Raw genomic sequence first — 17,418 nt, forward strand, 5'->3', positions numbered from 1 at the left:
AATACAAAAAGGCGGAGACAACGCAATGCACAACAATAAGAGTCACGGCTTCACCGCAGCACGCTACACCTTGTTGGCCTCGGCCATTCTGGCCGTCATCGCGCCGGCGGCCCATGGGGTCGAGCTCGATTTGGGCAACCCGGACTGGACCGCGCGCCTGGATAACACCGTCAAGTACAACTACGGCGTGCGCACCGAAAGCGCCGACAAACGCATGTTGGGAACGCCGAATAACAACGACGGCGACTACAACTTCCGCAAGGCCGGCACCAACATCACCAACCGTATCGACCTGTTGACCGAAATGGATGTGGTCTACAAGAATTCCATGGGCTTTCGCGTCAGCGCCGCCAGCTGGTACGACAAGGCCTATGACAACACCGGTTCCAACTCCAACCCATTCGTCAACGGCAATGGATCGACGTCGGGCCTGATCGCCAACGACCCGCGCCTGGCTGCGGTCACCAATGACAACGTCGGCAATGGCAGCCCGCACCTGAGCAACTATGCCCAGCGCTACTACAGCGGTCCTTCGGGCGAAATCCTCGATGCCTTCGTGTTCTACAGCACCGAAGTGGGCGAGGAGTCGATGTTCAGCGCCAAGGCCGGTCAGCACAACGTGTTCTGGGGCGAGACCATTCTCAACCCGGTGCACTCGGTCAGCTACGGCCAGTCCGGCCTCGACCTGGCCAAGCTTGCCGCGTCGCCGGGCACCGAAGCCAAGGAACTGTTCGTCCCGCGCAATCAACTGTCGATGACGTTCACTGTCAATCCGGAATTGACCCTGGGTGCCCAGTACTTCCTCGATTGGGACGCCGCGCGTCTGCCCGAAGCCGGTACTTACTACGGTGGTTCGGATCTGATCGGCTATGGTGCGCAGTCGTTCCTGCTCGGCAACACCAACGCCAAGGTGCCTGGCAGCCCGCTGGGTTGTGGCCTGGCGCCGTGCAACGCGTTGACCAACGTGCGTCGCGGCCATGACCTGACACCGGGCAGCAGCGGCGACTGGGGCGTCATGGCCAAGTGGTCGCCGGCCTGGCTGGATGGCACTCTCGGCGTCTACTACCGCGAGACTTCGGAAATCCTGCCGCAAGCCTGGCTGGATGCCAGGGGCATTACCTCGGCCAACCCCAACGGCACCCGGCCGGCAGGGCAAGTGCCTGCGGTGGTCAACACCCTCAATTCGCTGGACACCGCCACCTATCAACTGGCGTATGCCGACAACATCAAGATCTTTGGCCTGAGCCTGTCCAAGGACGTGGGCGGGGTCAGCGTCGGCTCGGACCTGAACATCCGTCACAACATGCCGCTGGCCAGTATTCCGGCGATTGTCAGTACCCGCAGCCCGCTGGGCCTGGGTCAAGGTCTGGGTCTGCTGCCTGCACGTACGGACGCCACCGGTGTGGTCTACGACACCCCGAGCCGCGGCGACAGCATGAGCGCCACCGGTGACACCTTGCACTGGACGCTCAACGGTCTGATGACCCTGCCGAAAACGCCAGTGTTCGATCAGGCAACAGTGCTTGCCGAGCTGTACTACAGCAACCTGCTCAAGCTCGATAGCAAGAACGAAGCGCTCTACAAGGGCAAGGACAGCTATCGCGGCATCGACGCACCGACCCGGGACAACTGGGGCATCGCGGTCAACTTCACACCGACCTGGTACCAGGTGTTCCCCGGTGTCGACCTCAACGCGCCGATGGCGGTCAACGTGGGTCTCGCCGGTGTGTCGCCGGTCTCCGGTGGCGGTGCCAAGGACACCGGCAACTATGCCGTTGGCGTCGGTGCCGTTGTGTACAACAAATACTTTGTCGACCTGAAGTACGTGGACTCCTTCGGCAAAACCGAAAAATGCAATGTCAGCGGTGTGAGCACCGGCCCGAACGGCGGTGACGGCTCCACTCCGAACGCCTTCAGCGGCAACGAAAACTACGCCTGTTTCGCCGGTGGCTATTCGTCCTTCTCCGGAGGTGGTGCCACGACTGAGGACCGTGGCGCCGTGTACCTGACGATGAAAACAACCTTTTGATTCACCACTGATTTGCTCAATGCAAGCAGGAGAATAACAAGATGAAATTTGTACAAACCGTGTTGGCCGCTTCGCTGGCCATGGTCCTTGCCGCCCAGGCACAGGCCGCTGTTTCAACCCAGGAAGCTGCCAAACTGGGCACCAGCCTGACCATGGTGGGCGCTGAAAAAGCCGGGAACGCTGATGGTTCCATCCCTGCCTACAACGGTGGCCTGACCACCGCGCCGGCCAGCTTCAAAGCCGGCGACAGCATGCGTCCGGATCCGTTTGCCAGCGAAAAACCGCTGTTGGTGATCGACGGCAAGAATGTCGATCAATACAAGGGCCTGCTCACGGCAACCACGGCAGAACTGGCCAAGCGATTCCCGACTTTCCATGTCGACGTGTTCCCGACGCACCGCACAGTTTCGCTGCCCCAGGCCATTCTGGATAACGGCGTGAAGAACGCCAGCGGCGCCAAGTCCCTCGAAGGTGGCCTGGCCATCGACAACGTGCTGCCGGGCATTCCGTTCCCGATTCCACAATCGGGCAACGAAGCGATGTGGAACTTCCTGCTGCGCTACCAAGGCGTCAGCATCAGCTCCAAGTACGACTCCTGGAACGTCGACTCAGCCGGCGTGGCGAGCCTGGCGACCACCGGGCAAGCGAACATCTCCTACCCGATCTATGAAAATCTCTCGCAGCCGATCAGCAGCGCCGACGTGTACTACCAGATGAAGCTGGCGTACACCGGCCCTGCGCGCCGGGCCGGTGAGGCGATCATGCTCAAGGACGCCGCCAACCCGTTGCAGCAGCCGCGTCGTGCCTGGCAGTACTTGCCGGGGCAGCGACGGGTCAAGCTGGCGCCGAGCCTGGCGTACGACACGCCTAACCCGGGGACCGCCGGCGCGGGCACCTACGATGACGTGTTCGTGTTCAACGGTGCGCTGGATCGCTACGACTGGAAGCTGGTGGGCAAGCAGGAAATGATCGTGCCCTACAACACCTACAAGCTGACCTACGTCCAGGATCCGAAGTCGCTGACCACCGCCAACCACCTGGCACCAGACTTCGTGCGCTGGGAAAAACACCGCGTCTGGGTCGTCGAAGGCAACCTCAAGGCCGGTGCGCGTCACATCTACGCCAAGCGTCGCTTCTACCTCGACGAAGACAGCTGGACCGCTCTGGCCTCGGATCAATATGACGCCCGTGGTCAGCTCTATCGCGGCTCCTTCGCCTTCCTGAGCCAGAGCTATGACAAGCAGGTGCCGGACTCCACGCCGTTCATGATCTACGACCTGGTCGGTGGTTCCTACAACATCAACGGCGTAGTCGGCCCTTACGGCGGCATCAAGTACATCGACCCGCTCTCCAAGGCGCAGTGGTCGTCGGAATCCCTGGCAGGCGCCGGTATTCGCTAAGCCAACCGCAAGCAAACGCTCGCACGATCCACTGTAGGAGCGAGCTTGCTCGCGATGGACCAGAGGGCGACGCGGGCATCCAGACAGCACGCGTAATCGTTCACGTCCATCGCGAGCAAGCACGCTCCTACAGCGGCATGACCTGCACGTCAGGCACACGCAAGTGTGCCTCGACGCGGTTTTCCGAAGAGGACGCGGTATGTGTTCGTATAAAAACTGTTTGCAGCTGGCGTTGGGCGTCGTGCTCGGCCTGTTGCAAGGCGTCACCCACGCGGCCGATTACGTCGATGTGCTGGACCTGCCCGCCAGGGTCAGTGCCTTGGCCATCAACAGCCCGTTGTCCGGCATGACCCGCGCCGGTGGGCGTGTGATTACCGTCGGCCAGCGTGGCCATATTCTGTTTTCCGATGATTCGGGAAACCACTGGCAACAGGCCGTCGTACCGGCCAGTGCCGACCTCACTGCGGTGAATTTTCCGACCACCACCCAAGGCTGGGCGGTGGGTAATGACGGCGTGGTGCTGCACAGCAGCGACGCCGGCGCGACCTGGCAAAAGCAACTCGACGGTCGTCAGATCGGCGCTTTGCTGGTCAAGCATTACACGGCGCTGGCCAGCGCCGAACCGGGCAATGAGCAATGGCCCCAGTTGGCTATGGAAGGCCAACGACTAGCCGATCAAGGCGCGGACAAACCGCTGCTAGACGTCTGGTTCGCCAACGACAAAGTCGGCTATGTAGTCGGCGTGTTCAACCTGATCCTGCGCACCGACGACGGCGGCCAGACCTGGACGCCGTTCCAGGATCGCACCGACAACCCGCAGAGCTTGCACCTCAACGCAATTGCCTCCACCGGTGACAGTTTGTATATCGCCGGCGAGCAGGGTCTGTTGCTCAAATGGGATGACAATGCCCAGCGCTTCGCCGCCGTGTCGACGCCGTATCAGGGCAGCTTCTTCGGCGTGCTCGGCAAGCCCGGCGAAGTGCTGGTCTACGGACTGCGCGGCAACGTGCTGCGCAGCACCGACGGCGGCCAGAGCTGGACCGCACTGGACACCGGCCTGCACGTCAGCATCACCGCAGGCCTGATCGATTCCCGTGGCAACTACCGCTTGTTCACCCAGGGCGGGCAGATGCTGGTCAGCCAAGGGACGGGCGTGCAGTTGCATCTGGTGCAGCAACCGGCACCGACACCGGTCGCCGGCGCCACCCAGTCCGCCGACGGCGCGCTGGTGCTGGCGGGCAGCCGTGGTGCCCGGACGCTGTCCACCGACCCAGCCCTCGAACCCTAAGAGCGAGAACCCAGACATGGGCAATATCAAACAAGACGCCATGCCGGTGATCCGCGATGTGCGTGATTTCGACCAGCGCTCCGGCAACCTCCTCGAACGGCTGGTGTTCAACTTCCGCCCGATGTTCATGCTGTTGATGGCGCTGGCCACCGTGGTGTTGGGCTACATGGCGGCGACGCGTCTGGAGCTGCGCCCCAGCTTCGAAAAAATGATTCCGCAGAGCCAGCCGTACATCCAGAACTTCCTGGAAAATCGCCAGTCGCTGCGCGGGTTGGGCAACTCGGTGCGGGTGGTGGTAGAGAACACCCAAGGCGATATTTTCGATCCCGAATACCTCGACGTACTCAAGCAGGTCAACGACCAATTATTCCTCACCGAAGGCGTCGACCGCGCCTGGATGAAGTCCCTGTGGAGCCCGGCGGTGCGCTGGACCGAAGTCACCGAGGACGGTTTCCAGGGTGGCCCGGTGATGCCCGACACCTATTCAGGGCAGCCTGAACAGATCGAACAACTGCGCCAGAACATTTCCCGCGCCGGCATTGTCGGCAGCCTGGTGGCCAGCGACTTCAAGTCGACCATGCTGATCGTGCCGCTGCTGGACAAAGCCGCCGCCGGTGGTCAGCGCATCAACTACCACGCGTTCTCGCAGATGCTCGAAGAGCAGTTGCGCGACAAAATCGAATACGCTGGCGACAGCGCTGCGCGTAAATCCGGGGTAGAAGGCTCCGGCCATTACAAGGTGCGGGTGATCGGCTTCGCCAAACTCATGGGCGACCTGATCGACGGCTTGATTCAGGTGATGATGTTCTTCGGTCTGGCCGTCGTCACTTCGCTGGCCATCATCTACGCCTACACCCGTTGCGTGCGCAGCACCCTGCTGGTGGTCGGCTGCTCGCTGATCGCGGTGGTCTGGCAACTGGGCATCGTCGCCTGGCTCGGTTACGCCATCGATCCGTATTCGGTGTTGGTGCCGTTTTTGATCTTCGCCATCGGCGTGTCCCACGCCGCGCAGAAGATGAACGGCATCATGCAGGACATCGCCCGTGGCACCCACAAACTGATCGCCGCGCGCTACACCTTCCGCCGTCTGTTCATTGCTGGCGTCACCGCACTGCTGGCCGATGCCGTGGGTTTTGCCGTGTTGATGCTGATCGACATTCCGGTGATCCAGGACCTGGCGATCACCGCCAGTATCGGTGTCGCGGTGCTGATCTTCACCTCGCTGTTGCTGATGCCGGTGGCGCTGTCCTATATCGGTGTTGGCGCCAAGGCCGCCGAGCGCGCGCTGAAAATCGACACCCGTGCCGAAAAGCATAAAGGCTTCGGCCGGTTGTGGGACGCGCTCGATCGCTTCACCACCGCCAAGTGGGCCACGGGCGCCGTGCTGGTCGCGGTGTTGATGGGCATTGGCGGTTACATGGTCAGCCTCAACCTGAAGATCGGCGATCTGGAAAGCGGCGCGCCAGAGTTGCGCGCCGACTCGCGCTACAACCGCGACAACGCCTACATCACCCAGCATTACGCGCTGTCCAGCGACCTGTTCGCGGTGATGATCAAGACCGCGCCGGAAGGTTGCCTGAACTACAAGACTCTGGTGCTCGCCGACCGCCTGGCCTGGGAGCTGCAACAGTATCCGGGCGTGCAGGCCACGGCTTCGCTGGTCAACGCGGTACGGCAGATCACCGCCGGCACCTATGAGGGCAACCCCAAGCTCAACAGCATCCAGCGCAACCAGGACGTGCTCAACTACGCCGCGCAGCAAGCCTCGGTCAACTCGCCGGAGCTGTTCAACACCGAATGCTCGCTGATGCCAGTGATTACCTTCCTCAAGGATCACAAGGCCGAAACCCTGGACGCCGTGGTGGCGATTGCCGACAGGTTCTCCAAGGAAAACAGTACCGCCAGGGAAAACAGCAGCGACGATCGCCAGTTCCTGCTCGCCGCTGGCAGCGCCGGTATCGAGGCGGCGACCAACATCGTGGTGCGCGAAGCCAATCACACCATGCTGCTGTATGTGTACGCGGCGGTGACGCTGTTCTGCCTGATCACCTTCCGCAGCTGGCGAGCCACGCTGGTGGCGCTGTTACCGCTGGTGCTGACCTCGATCCTCTGCGAAGCCTTGATGGTGGCCATGGGCATCGGCGTGAAAGTCGCGACCCTGCCGGTGATCGCCCTCGGCGTCGGCATCGGCGTCGACTACGCCCTGTACCTGCTCAGCGTGCAACTGCACTTCCAGCGTCAGGGCTTGCCGCTGTCCCAGGCCTACCGCAACGCCGTGTCGTTTACCGGCCGGGTGGTCGGGCTGGTGGGCATCACCCTCGCAGCCGGCGTGGTGTGCTGGGTCTGGTCGCCGATCAAGTTCCAGGCCGACATGGGCATCCTGCTGACCTTCATGTTCCTGTGGAACATGCTCGGCGCACTGATCCTGATTCCGGCCCTGTCGTACTTCCTGCTGCGCGAACGGGCACCTGAGCCCGATTCTGTTGCGGCAGCCGAAAACACTGAATCCACTGAACGTCCCGGCATACCGCATGCCCTGACCACTTCCGAGTAAGCCAAGATGTCTGATTACAAAGCTCCCCTGCGCGACATGCGCTTCGTACTCAACGAGGTTTTCCAGGTGTCCCGCCTATGGGCCAAATTGCCTGGCCTGGCCGAAGTGATCGATGAAGAAACCGCCGCCGCCATTCTCGAAGAGGCCGGCAAGATCAGCGGCGAAGTGATCGCGCCATTGAATCGCGCCAGCGACGAACAGGGCTGCACCTGGAGCAATGGCTCGGTCACCGCGCCGGACGGTTTTGCCGAGGCGTATCAAGCCTTCGCCGAGGGTGGCTGGGTCGGTGTCGGCGGTGATCCGCAATACGGTGGCATGGGCATGCCCAAGGCGATTTCGGCGCAGGTCGAAGAGATGGTCAACTCGGCCAGCCTGTCGTTCGGCCTGTACCCGATGCTGACCGCCGGCGCGTGTCTGTCGATCAAGGCTCACGCCAGCGAAGAACTCAAGCAACGCTATCTGCCCAACATGTACGCCGGCACCTGGACCGGTTCGATGTGCCTGACCGAAGCCCACTCCGGCACCGACCTGGGCCTGATTCGCACCCGTGCCGAGCCCCAGGCCGACGGTAGCTACAAGGTCAGCGGCAGCAAGATCTTCATCACCGGCGGCGACCACGACCTGACCGAGAACATCATCCATCTGGTGCTGGCGCGACTGCCGGATGCACCGGCGGGGCCCAAAGGCATCTCGCTGTTTCTGGTGCCCAAGGTGCTGGTCAATGGCGACGGTTCGCTGGGTGAAAACAACGCACTGTCCTGCGGCTCCATCGAACACAAGATGGGCATCAAGGCCTCCGCCACGTGCGTGATGAACTTCGATGGCGCCACCGGCTGGATCGTCGACGCACCGAACAAAGGCCTGGCGGCCATGTTCACCATGATGAACTACGAGCGTCTGGGCGTGGGCATCCAGGGTCTGGCACAGGGCGAACGCTCGTACCAGAACGCCGTCGCATACGCCCGTGACCGTCTGCAAAGCCGCGCACCGACCGGCGCGCAGAACAAGGACAAAGCCGCCGACCCGATCATCGTGCACCCGGACGTGCGCCGCATGCTGTTGACCATGAAAGCCTTGAACGAAGGCGGCCGTGCGTTCTCCAGCTACGTGGCCCTGCAACTGGACATCGCCAAGTACAGCGAAGACGCCACAACCCGCACCCGGGCCCAGGAATTGGTATCGCTGCTGACCCCGGTGGCCAAGGCGTTTCTCACCGACATGGGCCTGGAAACCACTATCCACGGCCAGCAGGTCTTCGGCGGCCACGGCTACATTCGCGAATGGGGTCAGGAGCAACTGGTGCGCGATGTGCGCATCACCCAGATCTACGAAGGCACCAACGGCATCCAGTCCCTGGACCTGGCCGGGCGCAAGATCGTCGGCAGCGGCGGGGCGCTTTACCGTTTGTTCGCTTCGGAAATCCGCAACTTCACCGCCAATGCCTGCGCTGACCTCGGCGAGTTCACCAAACCGCTGAACGCCGCCGTGGACACCCTCGACGAGTTGACCGTGTGGTTGCTGGATCGGGCCCAGAGCAACCCGAATGAAATCGGCGCGGCCTCGGTCGAGTACTTGCACGTGTTTGGCTACACCGCGTACGCCTACATGTGGGCGCGCATGGCCAAGGCCGTCATGAGCGGGGATGCCGAGGATGACTTCTACACCAGCAAACTGGCGACCGCGCGTTTCTACTTTGCCCGGTTGCTGCCGCGCATCCACTCGTTGAGCGCATCGGCCAAGGCCGGCAGCGACTGCCTCTATGAGTTGCAAGCCGATCAGTTCTGATCAAAAGGACAAGGAACCTTAATCATGATGGCGACAAAAATAATCCCGCCCGCCGACGGCGCTTATGCCTATCCCTTGCTGATCAAGCAATTGCTGCTGTCCGGCGTGCGCTACGAGCCGGGCCGGGAAATCGTCTACGCCGACAAACTGCGCTACAGCTACCAGACGCTGAACCAGCGCATCCGCCGACTGGCCAATGCGCTGACGGCGGCGGGGGTCAAGGCCGGTGACACGGTGGCGCTGCTTGACTGGGACAGCCACCGCTACCTGGAATGCTTCTTCGCCGTGCCGATGATCGGCGCGGTGCTGCACACGGTGAACATTCGCCTGTCCCCGGAGCAGGTGCTCTACACCATGAACCACGCCGAGGATGACTTGGTGCTGGTGCATGACGATTTCCTGCCCCTGGTCGAGCAGATCCACGGACGGTTGGAAACCGTAAAAGGCTACCTGCAGCTCACCGATGACGAGGCGACAACGACGTCGCTGCCGGTGCTCGGTGAGTACGAGCACCTGCTGTCCCTGGCCCCGGACCAATACGACTTCCCCGATTTCGACGAGAATTCGGTAGCGACGCTGTTCTACACCACTGGCACCACCGGCGACCCGAAAGGTGTGTACTTCACCCACCGGCAATTGGTCCTGCACACCCTCAACGCCGTCGGCACCCTGGGCGTCTATCAAGGCCAGCCGCTGCTGCGCTCCGACGATGTGTACATGCCAATCACGCCGATGTTCCACGTACATGCGTGGGGCGTGCCGTATGTCGCGACCCTGATGGGCATCAAGCAGGTGTATCCGGGCCGCTACGAACCCAACAGTCTGGTCAAGTTGTACCGCGAAGAGAAGGTGACGTTCTCCCACTGCGTGCCGACCATTCTGCAGATGATCCTCAACTGTGCGGAAGGCAAGGCAACCCGTTTCGATGGCTGGAAAATGCTCCTCGGCGGCAGTGCGCTGACCCTCGGCATCGCCAGCGAAGCCAGCGCCAAGGGCATGGTGGTACACGCCGGCTACGGCATGTCGGAAACCTGCCCGTTGCTGTGCCTGACGTACCTGCGCGACGAGGATCTTCAGCTATCCGCCGAAGCCCAACTGCCGATCCGTATCAAGACCGGCACCCCGGTGCCGATGGTCGACCTGAAAATCATCGACGCTGACGGCAATGACGTGGCCCATGACGGCGAGTCCCTTGGCGAGATCGTGGTGCGCGCGCCCTGGCTGACCCAGGGTTATCTCAAAGCCCCGGACAAAGGCGCGGAGTTGTGGCTCAACGGCTGGCTGCACACCGGCGACATGGCCTCGATCGACCCACTGGGCGGCGTGGAAATCAAGGACCGCATCAAGGACGTGATCAAGACCGGCGGCGAGTGGATCAGCTCACTGGAGCTGGAAAGCCTGATCAGCGAACACCCGGCCGTCATGTCCGTCGCCGTCGTGGGCATTGTCGACGAACAATGGGGTGAACGCCCTATGGCGATGGTCGTCAGCGAGCCGGGCCAATACCTGGATCGCAAGATTCTGGAGACGCACCTGCAAGGCTTTGTCGACGGTGGTCGCATCAATAAATGGGCGATCCCCAAGCAGTTCAAATTCGTCGCCGAAATCCCCAAGACCAGCGTCGGCAAGATCAACAAGAAGCTGATTCGCGAAAGCGAAACGAACTGAGGGATAAACCTGGCACTGTTGTTGTAGGAGCGAGCTTGCTCGCGATGGTCGTTAACGATAACGCGTGTTTCCTGGTTAAACGCAGCGCGCTCTAGTCCATCGCGAGCAAGCTCGCTCCTACAGGAATCCAACAGCGGGCGGTTTCTGGATAGTTTGCGGGGCGTCATCTTTGTCATAGTCCTTGCCAGAGATAACACCCCGCTGGTCGCAGTTTTCAGCGCTTGTGCCAAGCTGAACGGGGTGTTGAACCGCCGTGCATCAGTCAAACCCCAGGAAGCCCACGACATGAACCTCACCCGTGCATCAAGCGTCCGTCACGAGTTCTACAAGGCCGTCTGGTTCTACTTCAAAGTGGTGTGGCCGATCTTCTCGATATTGCTGCTAGTGATCATTGCGTTCGGCCTCATCATCGCCTACCTGGAAGGGTGGAACCCGTATGACGGCGTCTACTTCGCCTTCGTGACCGGCCTGACTATCGGCTACGGAGAACTGGTGCCCAAACTGGGCGTGTCACGAGTGCTGGCGATCTTGCTGGGTTTCAATGGGGTGCTGATGACGGCGACGTTTGCGGCGGTCAGTGTCCGGGCGATTGAAGTGACTGTGACGGCGGCAGCGAAGGGCAAGGAGTAGGGGCAACCAACCAACACTCACTCTCCTGTGGGAGCGGGCTTGCTCGCGAAGGGGCCAGTACATTCAACATCAATGTCGCCTGGACTGACGCCTTCGCGAGCAAGCCCGCTCCCACAGTTATTCATCCGGGATCCTTCAGACTAAGCCTCCCAACCCGCCCCACTGACCGCCGCCTGCGCCAGCGGGTGCAAATCCGCCCCCTGATGCTCCGTCTGCCAGGCCAGCAACTCCTTGCGCATGCCGGGCGTCCAGTACATCTGCAGATGATTGCGCACGCCGAGCACGGCCAGTTGCTGGTCCGGTTCGCTGGTGAAGTACTGGGCGATCTGGTTGGCCATCTTGATCAGGTTTTCAGTACTCATCGGCGTACCTCCGCTTTCGCCTGACGGCGTTCATTCAACAGACGGTGCTGTTCGTCACTGAATTCCTGATAGCGTTTTTGCCACTCGGAAGGGTGATAGACGCGGCTGACTTCCACGGCGGTGACCTTGTACTCCGGACAGTTGGTGGCCCAGTCGGAGTTGTCGGTGGTGATGACGTTGGCCCCCGATTCCGGGAAGTGGAAAGTGGTATACACCACGCCCGGGGCGACCCGTTCGGTGACCCGCGCACGCAGTACGGTCTGGCCGGCGCGGCTGCCGATGCCGACCCAGTCACCTTCGTTGATTCCGCGGCTTTCGGCGTCGGTCGGATGGATTTCCAGGCGATCTTCGTCGTGCCAGGCAACGTTGTCGGTACGCCGGGTCTGGGCGCCGACGTTGTACTGGCTGAGGATGCGCCCGGTGGTCAGCAGCAGCGGGTAGCGACTGTTGACCTTTTCTTCAGTGGGCACGTAGCCAGTGAGCATGAAACGCCCCTTGCCGCGCACGAACTCTTCGATGTGCATGGTCGGCGTGCCGTCCGGTGCCGCCGCGTTGCACGGCCATTGCAGGCTGCCGTGGCGGTCCAGTTCGGTGTAGCTGACATTGGTGAAGGTTGGCGTCAGGCTGGCGATTTCATCCATGATTTCTGACGGGTGCCGGTAGTTCATCGGGTAACCCAAGGCGTTGGCCAGGGCCACGGTGCCTTCCCAGTCGGCCTTGCCGCCCAGCGGCTCCATGACCTTGCGCACCCGGGAAATGCGCCGCTCGGCATTGGTGAAGGTGCCGTCTTTTTCCAGAAACGAGCTGCCCGGCAGGAATACGTGGGCGAACTTGGCGGTTTCGTTGAGGAAAATGTCCTGCACCACCACGCACTCCATGGCCGACAGGGCCGCGGTGACGTGCTGGGTATTCGGATCGCTCTGGGCGATGTCTTCGCCCTGGCAATAAAGGCCCTTGAAACTGCCGCCCAGAGCGGCCTCGAACATGTTGGGAATGCGCAAGCCCGGGTCGGGTTGCAGGGTGACGTTCCAGGCCTGTTCAAACTGCGCCCGCACCACCTCGTTGGAGATGTGCCGATAGCCGGGCAGCTCATGAGGGAAGGAGCCCATGTCGCAGGAGCCCTGAACGTTGTTCTGCCCACGCAACGGATTCACGCCCACGCCTTCGCGGCCGATGTTACCCGTGGCCATGGCCAGGTTGGCGATGCCCATGACCGCGGTGCTGCCCTGGCTGTGCTCGGTGACGCCCAGGCCGTAGTAGATCGCCGCGTTGCCGCCGGTGGCATACAGGCGGGCGGCGGCACGGATGTCGGCAGCGGCGACACCGCAGATGGCGCCAAGGACTTCCGGCGAGTTTTCTGCGCGGCTGACGAACTCGCTCCAGCGGGCGAAATCGCTGCCCTCGCAGCGGGCGTCGATAAAGGCCTGGTTGAGCAAGCCTTCGGTGACGATAACGTGGGCCAATGCGTTGAGCATGGCGACGTTGGTGCCCGGACGCAGAGCCAGGTGCAATTCGGCACGGGCATGCACCGTGTCCACCAGATCAATGCGGCGTGGATCGATGACGATCAGCCGCGCGCCTTCACGCAGGCGGCGTTTGAGCTGGGAGGCGAACACCGGGTGGGCGTCGCTGGGGTTGGCGCCCATTACCAGGATCACGTCGGCCTGCATCACCGAGTCGAAACTCTGGGTGCCGGCGGACTCGCCAAGGGTTTGTTTCAGGCCGTAGCCGGTCGGCGAGTGGCAGACCCGCGCACAGGTGTCGACGTTGTTGTTGCCGAACGCGGCGCGCACCAGTTTTTGCACCAGGTAGGTTTCTTCGTTGGTGCAGCGGCTGGAGGTGATGCCACCAATGGAGTCGCGGCCGTATGTTTGCTGCAACCGGCGGAATTCGCTGGCGGCGTAGGTCACCGCTTCATCCCAGCTGACTTCTTGCCACGGGTCGTTGATGTGTTTGCGGATCATCGGTTTGGTGATGCGATCCGGGTGAGTGGCGTAGCCCCAGGCAAAGCGCCCCTTGACGCAGGAGTGGCCGTGGTTGGCCTGGCCGTTCTTGTCCGGAACCATGCGCACCAGCTGGTCGCCTTTCATCTCGGCGCGGAACGAGCAGCCCACACCGCAATAGGCACAGGTGGTGATTACACTGCGTTCGGGCTGACCCAGTTCGACCACGCTTTTTTCCATCAGCGTCGCGGTGGGGCAGGCCTGCACACAGGCGCCGCAGGACACGCATTCGGAGTCGAGGAAATTCTCGCCACCGGCGGCCGCGACCCGGGATTCAAACCCGCGTCCGGTAATGGTCAGGGCAAAGGTGCCCTGGGTTTCTTCGCAGGCGCGCACGCAGCGGTTGCAGACGATGCACTTGCTCGGGTCGTAGTCGAAGTAGGGGTTGGAAGTGTCCTTAACGTCGGCCAGATGGTTGTCGCCTTCATAGCCGTAGCGAACTTCCCGCAGGCCGACTTGGCCGGCGACGGTTTGCAGCTCGCAGTTGCCGTTGGCCGAGCAGGTCAGACAGTCCAGCGGGTGATCGGAGATGTACAGCTCCATGACATTGCGCCGCAGCGTCGCGAGCTTCGGCGTCTGGGTGTGCACGCTCATGCCTTCGCTGACCGGCGTGGTGCAGGACGCCGGATAACCGCGCATGCCGTCGATCTCCACCAGGCACATGCGGCAGGAGCCGAAGGCTTCCAGGCTGTCGGTGGCACAGAGTTTGGGAATGGTTGTGCCCAGCAGCGCGGCGGCGCGCATCACCGACGTCCCTTCGGGCACGCTGATGCTGCGGCCGTCGATGTTCAGGGTGACTTGCACCTGGCTGTCGCGGGCCGGCGTTCCAAGGTCGATATCGGTGTTCGGGTCGAAGAGAGTGATCATTGCTCGGCCTCCGAGGCTTGCAGACCGAAGTCGGCGGGGAAGTGCTTGAGGGCGCTGGCGACCGGAAAGGAAACCATGCCGCCCAACGCACACAGCGAACCGTATTGCAGGGTGTCGCACAGGTCCTTGAGGATGATCACCTGCTCATCGCGACCGCTCTGGTCAGGCGCCGCCAGCAGGCGGTCGATTACCTCCACGCCTCGGGTCGAGCCGATGCGGCACGGGGTGCATTTGCCGCAGGATTCCTCGGCGCAGAACTGCATCGCGAAGCGCGCCATGTGGGCCATGTCCAGGCTGTCGTCCGCCACCACCACACCACCGTGACCGAGCATCGCGCCGATGGCGGCGAAGGCTTCGTAATCCAGCGGCGTGTCGAATTGCGCCGGTGGCACCCAGGCGCCGAGCGGGCCGCCGACCTGCGCCGCCTTCAGCGGTCGGCCACTGGCGGTACCACCGCCGTAGTCTTCCACCAGTTCCCGCAGGGTCAGGCCAAAGGCCCGTTCTACCAGGCCACCGTGACGAATATTGCCCGCCAATTGGAAGGGCATCGTGCCCAAGGAACGGCCCATGCCGTAATCGCGATAGAACTGCGCGCCCTTGGCCAGAATCAGCGGCACCGAGGCCAGGGTCAAAACGTTGTGCACCAGCGTCGGCTGGCCGAACAGGCCTTTCAGGGCGGGAATCGGCGGCTTGGCGCGAACGATCCCGCGCTTGCCTTCGAGCGAGTCCAGCAGCGCGGTTTCTTCACCGCAGATGTAAGCGCCGGCACCGACGCGCACTTCCATATCGAAGGCCTGACCGCTGCCGCCGACATTGGCGCCGAGGTAACCGGCGGTCCGGGCAATGTTCAGCGCTGCGCGCAGTGTGGCCACGGCATCCGGATATTCCGAGCGCACATAGATGTAGCCGTAGGTGGCGCCGACGCAGAGGCCGGCGATGGCCATGCCTTCGATCAGCAGGAAAGGATCGCCTTCCATCAGCATGCGGTCGGCAAAGGTGCCGGAGTCGCCTTCGTCGGCATTGCACACAATGTACTTCTGCGCCGCTTCAGTCGCGCGCACCGTGCGCCATTTGATCCCGGCCGGGAACGCCGCGCCGCCACGCCCACGCAGGCCCGAATCGAACACCTCAGTCGCGGTCTGTTCGCCACCGATGGTGACGGCTCTTTTTAAACCCTCGAAACCGCCGTGGGTTCGATAATCGTCCAGCGACAACGGCCGGGTAATACCGGCGCGGGCGAACAGCAGGCGTTGTTGAGACTTGAGATAAGGCAATTCTTCCACCGGGCCCAAGGCCAGTGGATGGGCGGACGGCTCGCCTTGCAGCGCATCGAGCACTGATGGCACATCGGCAGCGGTCAGCGGGCCGAAGCCGATCCTGCCTTGCGGGGTGTCCATTTCCAGCAGCGGTTCCAGCCAGTACAGGCCACGCGAACTGGTGCGTTGCAGATCCAGCGGCAAATTGTGTTCTTGGGCTTTCGCGGCAAGGGCGACCGCCACTTCATCGGCACCCACGGCACGGGCGACAGAATCACTAGGCAAATAGAGGCTCATACGTCCTCCCGGCAAGCATCGAGCAAGGCATCCAGACGCTCGGCACTGAGCCGCGCATGCACCTGACCATCCAGCTCCAGAGCGGGCGAACACGCACAAGCGCCGAGGCAATACACCGGGCGCAGACTGATATTGCCGTCGGCGCTGCTGCCGTGATCGTCCAGTTGCAGACGTTCGCGCAACTGTGCAGCAAGCTGCTCGGCACCGCGACTCTTGCACGACTCGGCCCGGCACAGACGCAGGATATGCCGGGCCGGCGGCGCGGTACGGAAGTCATGGTAAAAACTGATCACCCCGCGAATCTCCGCCTGACTCTGATTGAGGGCGTGGGCTATCTCGGGAATGGCGGCATCGGGGATATAACCGATGCCCTCCTGAATTTCATGAAGGATCGGCAACAGTGCACCCGGGGAGCCCTTGTGGCGCTCCAGCAGGCTGTTGACCATAGGCAGGTGCAACATCTCATCAGGCATACAGCATTCCTCACGGTCACGGACAAACCAGGTGGTTGTCGGTCGTCCGAAAGTGTCGGCTGCGGCACTCACACCACGTCACGGTATCGTGGCAATTTCAGGCCGTTGGCCAGGGCACCCTGAGCGGGCATCTTGTAGTGCCCGGCGCGGTCTTTGCCGCACCTCTTAAAGGGCATAAAAGGCAGCTTGCCACGCGGCCTTTAATTCATCCGCACCAAAGCGACGTGCTTGGTTCTGTCTACGACCTTCTATTGAGTCTAGAAGAGTGCGACATGAGGTGCCGTGGCTGAGTGGAGGTTTCCGGATTTATGCACAGCGGATTGCCGTTGGAGAGGTTGACGGTCAAGTCCACCGGAAGGACTTGGAGGCCGGAGATTTCAAAACCGATTCCCGAGCATTTACTTTGAACCGAGCAATAAAAAGCCCCGAAACCCTTGGGGCTAATCCCAAATGCCAGTCAACACGCACAACCCCTATGGGCGCGAGCCTGGGTTCTCTGCTGCCCTGATGTTTCGTACAGACCTTGGAAGCTTTCATAGTGGCAACCTGGCCTCCTTGGAAAGGAAAAAGAATTTCTGGGTGGGGGTTGACCGCGTATTTTAATGCTGTATTATTCGCCTCCCGCTAACGAGCAGTTTGAAGCTGCTTTCGGTGTAAGTAGTTGATTTTGTTAAAAAATTAATTGTTTATAAGCGTGCAATTTTAGGATGTGTGCTGTAAGGTGTGCATCTCGGTTGAGACGAAAAGCTCTTAACCAACCGCTCTTTAACAACTGAATCAAGCAATTCGTGTGGGTGCTTGTGGCG

The 17,418-nt window shown here is 61.8% G+C and carries 11 protein-coding genes; 7 read left to right on the plus strand and 4 right to left on the minus strand.

What is annotated here, in order from left to right; translation table 11 throughout:
* The first annotated feature begins 25 nt into the window (after positions 1-25).
* The 7 genes from AC07XF_RS24340 to AC07XF_RS24370 all read left to right on the plus strand — a co-directional run bounded on the left by AC07XF_RS24340 (position 26) and on the right by AC07XF_RS24370 (position 11,354).
* Entirely contained in the window at positions 26-2,029 is a 2,004-nt protein-coding gene (locus AC07XF_RS24340) for a DUF1302 domain-containing protein (protein WP_495028509.1), read from the plus strand.
* A gap of 41 nt (positions 2,030-2,070) precedes the next feature.
* Entirely contained in the window at positions 2,071-3,429 is a 1,359-nt protein-coding gene (locus tag AC07XF_RS24345; RefSeq protein WP_495028510.1) for a DUF1329 domain-containing protein, read from the plus strand.
* A 199-nt stretch (positions 3,430-3,628) separates the two neighbouring features.
* Positions 3,629-4,717, plus strand: coding sequence for a WD40/YVTN/BNR-like repeat-containing protein (locus AC07XF_RS24350; protein WP_495028511.1), 1,089 nt, complete (start codon positions 3,629-3,631; stop codon positions 4,715-4,717).
* Between the two features lie 16 nt (positions 4,718-4,733).
* Complete coding sequence (locus AC07XF_RS24355) at positions 4,734-7,271, plus strand: efflux RND transporter permease subunit (RefSeq protein ID WP_495028512.1); 2,538 nt, start codon at positions 4,734-4,736, stop codon at positions 7,269-7,271.
* 6 nt (positions 7,272-7,277) lie between these two features.
* Positions 7,278-9,056: an acyl-CoA dehydrogenase C-terminal domain-containing protein gene (locus AC07XF_RS24360; protein ID WP_495028513.1), complete on the plus strand. Its 1,779-nt coding sequence runs from the start codon at positions 7,278-7,280 to the stop codon at positions 9,054-9,056.
* Positions 9,057-9,080: 24 nt separating this feature from the next.
* Positions 9,081-10,724 carry a fatty acid--CoA ligase gene (locus AC07XF_RS24365; RefSeq protein ID WP_495028514.1) on the plus strand — a complete coding sequence of 548 codons (1,644 nt, stop codon included), beginning with the start codon at positions 9,081-9,083 and terminating at the stop codon, positions 10,722-10,724.
* A 285-nt stretch (positions 10,725-11,009) separates the two neighbouring features.
* A complete protein-coding gene (locus AC07XF_RS24370) occupies positions 11,010-11,354 on the plus strand; it encodes a potassium channel family protein (RefSeq protein WP_495028515.1) in 345 nt (114 codons plus the stop codon).
* Between the two features lie 140 nt (positions 11,355-11,494).
* On the opposite strand, the gene AC07XF_RS24375 is transcribed toward AC07XF_RS24370, so the two are convergent.
* From AC07XF_RS24375 to AC07XF_RS24390, 4 genes are read right to left on the minus strand one after another with little or no spacing between them, the layout of a single operon-like run.
* A complete protein-coding gene (locus tag AC07XF_RS24375) occupies positions 11,495-11,716 on the minus strand; it encodes a formate dehydrogenase subunit delta (RefSeq protein ID WP_007993881.1) in 222 nt (73 codons plus the stop codon).
* Entirely contained in the window at positions 11,713-14,586 is a 2,874-nt protein-coding gene (gene fdhF / locus AC07XF_RS24380) for a formate dehydrogenase subunit alpha (protein ID WP_495028516.1), read from the minus strand. The genes AC07XF_RS24375 and fdhF overlap by 4 nt, the downstream gene beginning before the upstream one ends.
* A complete protein-coding gene (locus tag AC07XF_RS24385) occupies positions 14,583-16,139 on the minus strand; it encodes a formate dehydrogenase beta subunit (RefSeq protein WP_495028517.1) in 1,557 nt (518 codons plus the stop codon). Before AC07XF_RS24385 ends, fdhF begins: the two co-directional genes overlap by 4 nt.
* On the minus strand, positions 16,136-16,612 hold the full coding sequence (locus AC07XF_RS24390; protein ID WP_495028518.1) for a formate dehydrogenase subunit gamma: 477 nt from the start codon (positions 16,610-16,612) through the stop codon (positions 16,136-16,138). Before AC07XF_RS24390 ends, AC07XF_RS24385 begins: the two co-directional genes overlap by 4 nt.
* Positions 16,613-17,418: the final 806 nt, after the last annotated feature.

The organism is Pseudomonas sp. GW821-FHT01C01 (assembly GCF_059422645.1).

Excerpts from the sequence above, each read along its gene's own strand:
- fdhF (WP_495028516.1), bottom strand. The coding sequence starts at position 14,586 with ATGATCACTCTCTTCGACCCGAACACCGATATCGACCTTGGAACGCCG.
- AC07XF_RS24370 (WP_495028515.1), top strand. The coding sequence starts at position 11,010 with ATGAACCTCACCCGTGCATCAAGCGTCCGTCACGAGTTCTACAAGGCC.
- AC07XF_RS24345 (WP_495028510.1), top strand. The coding sequence starts at position 2,071 with ATGAAATTTGTACAAACCGTGTTGGCCGCTTCGCTGGCCATGGTCCTT.
- AC07XF_RS24340 (WP_495028509.1), top strand. The coding sequence starts at position 26 with ATGCACAACAATAAGAGTCACGGCTTCACCGCAGCACGCTACACCTTG.
- AC07XF_RS24375 (WP_007993881.1), bottom strand. The coding sequence starts at position 11,716 with ATGAGTACTGAAAACCTGATCAAGATGGCCAACCAGATCGCCCAGTAC.
- AC07XF_RS24360 (WP_495028513.1), top strand. The coding sequence starts at position 7,278 with ATGTCTGATTACAAAGCTCCCCTGCGCGACATGCGCTTCGTACTCAAC.
- AC07XF_RS24365 (WP_495028514.1), top strand. The coding sequence starts at position 9,081 with ATGATGGCGACAAAAATAATCCCGCCCGCCGACGGCGCTTATGCCTAT.
- AC07XF_RS24385 (WP_495028517.1), bottom strand. The coding sequence starts at position 16,139 with ATGAGCCTCTATTTGCCTAGTGATTCTGTCGCCCGTGCCGTGGGTGCC.
- AC07XF_RS24355 (WP_495028512.1), top strand. The coding sequence starts at position 4,734 with ATGGGCAATATCAAACAAGACGCCATGCCGGTGATCCGCGATGTGCGT.
- AC07XF_RS24350 (WP_495028511.1), top strand. The coding sequence starts at position 3,629 with ATGTGTTCGTATAAAAACTGTTTGCAGCTGGCGTTGGGCGTCGTGCTC.
- AC07XF_RS24390 (WP_495028518.1), bottom strand. The coding sequence starts at position 16,612 with ATGCCTGATGAGATGTTGCACCTGCCTATGGTCAACAGCCTGCTGGAG.